2 protein-coding genes are annotated in these 510 nt (G+C 42.9%); both read right to left on the reverse strand.

What is annotated here, in order from left to right:
• A partial coding sequence (locus RIG68_RS22035; RefSeq protein WP_350127337.1) for a DUF5131 family protein occupies positions 1 to 360 on the reverse strand: 360 nt, incomplete at its 3' end.
• The coding region (locus RIG68_RS22040; protein WP_350127340.1) for a DUF5131 family protein at positions 353 to 510 on the reverse strand (158 nt) is incomplete at its 5' end. The genes RIG68_RS22040 and RIG68_RS22035, both read right to left, overlap by 8 nt.

Consider the following 510-nt stretch of genomic DNA (forward strand, 5'->3'; position numbering starts at 1 on the left):
GATACTTTGCGCCCACTCTAGCTTCATCGGACGATATTTATTCCCAGATTCGCCACCAACAATGACCCAATGAATATCCGTTAAATTAAGATGTAAATCACCGAGAAGTGGTTCACAAGAGAGAAAACGCACATTGGCTGTAACTTGTAGCAGGTAATCAACACGGTGAACATAGTCCTGATTTTCAACCGATACCCCCATACAAATATTGTTATGCCATTCTAACTGAGGAGACAGCTCAGCTAAGCGCTTGTGCCGCTTGGTCAAAATTTGATAGGTATGCTGAGGTGTTTGACCCATCACATCAAACACGTCTTTAAGGAATTCGATGGACACGCCTTCATGGAACAAATCACTCATAGAGTTGACAAAAAATGCGACTTGGCTTGCGCCAACGCAAGGGTTGTTTTATGCGTTCCCGATGCAGGGTTAAATCAAATCCATTGGGAAAATTCCGATGAAACCGTTTAGTTAGTGCTTCTGCATAACAATGGGTACAACCTGGACTAA

This window comes from Imperialibacter sp. (genome assembly GCF_040222385.1).
GTDB lineage: Bacteria > Bacteroidota > Bacteroidia > Cytophagales > Cyclobacteriaceae > Imperialibacter.